1 protein-coding gene and 1 pseudogene are annotated in these 796 nt (G+C 63.6%); one reads left to right on the plus strand and one right to left on the minus strand.

Annotated elements, in window-relative coordinates:
* On the minus strand, positions 1-412 hold a 412-nt coding region (locus CXQ89_RS17635; protein WP_181032427.1), incomplete at its 3' end, for an undecaprenyl diphosphate synthase family protein.
* A 155-nt stretch (positions 413-567) separates the two neighbouring features.
* Between CXQ89_RS17635 and CXQ89_RS19005 the strand changes: the two are divergent.
* Positions 568-796: pseudogene (locus CXQ89_RS19005) on the plus strand (hemolysin III family protein); the annotation flags it as partial.

Genomic DNA, 796 nt, shown 5'->3' on the forward strand with positions numbered 1-796 from the left:
GTACCGGCGTGCGTGCCGTGAGCTTATTCAGCCGCTCCGCCAGATAGTCCGGCAGCAGCTCCGGAGCACCCATGGCATGCACCGATATGTTGGCGTCCTCGTCCAGCCGGTCCAATGTGTTGGCAATAATGCCCATAAGGAGGTCGAGTTCTTCACTGGACCTGTTCATGTTGTCCGTGGACAGCATGTACAGCGTGACCACCTTGACTCCGAGTTCCTGGCACCAGCCGAGGAACTCATGGATTTTGTCCGCCCCCGCCTGGTGGCCCTGGCTGGTGGGCGCGTTGAACTGTTTGGCCCAACGCCGGTTGCCGTCCACCATCACGCCGATATGCCGGGGGATGCGGTCGCGCGCAAGATCCTTGAGCAGCCGGCGCTCGTAAAAGCCGTAGAGGAACCCGGGCAACTCCACGCGGTCTCTCACCTGACTTCCTTGCTGTACGTTCGGCTTTGCACATCCTAGGCTACAGTCCGCCGGCGACGCGGGCGGTCTTTCCCTCCCCGGGCGGGGCCCAGGTTCATGGTTACTGAGCGGTAACTTACCGTGCCGTAAGTTATTCTGGAGCCATGAACAGCGACACCCCGGAGGTTCCCCGGACGCCGCAGCCCCAGGACAATCCAGGCGCGGAAGCCGGCGCGGAAACGAACGCCAACACAACCGCCATGGACGAGGCAGCCCAGCGCCTGGCCGGGCTCCTGATGATCAAACCCAAGTGGCGCGGCTGGATCCACACAGTCACGGCGCCGCTGGCACTCGCGGCGGGAATTGTCCTCGTGCTGCTTGCCCCGACGACCG

Source organism: Arthrobacter sp. ZGTC212, from assembly GCF_002929255.1.
GTDB classification, from domain to species: Bacteria; Actinomycetota; Actinomycetes; order Actinomycetales; family Micrococcaceae; genus Arthrobacter_B; species Arthrobacter_B sunyaminii.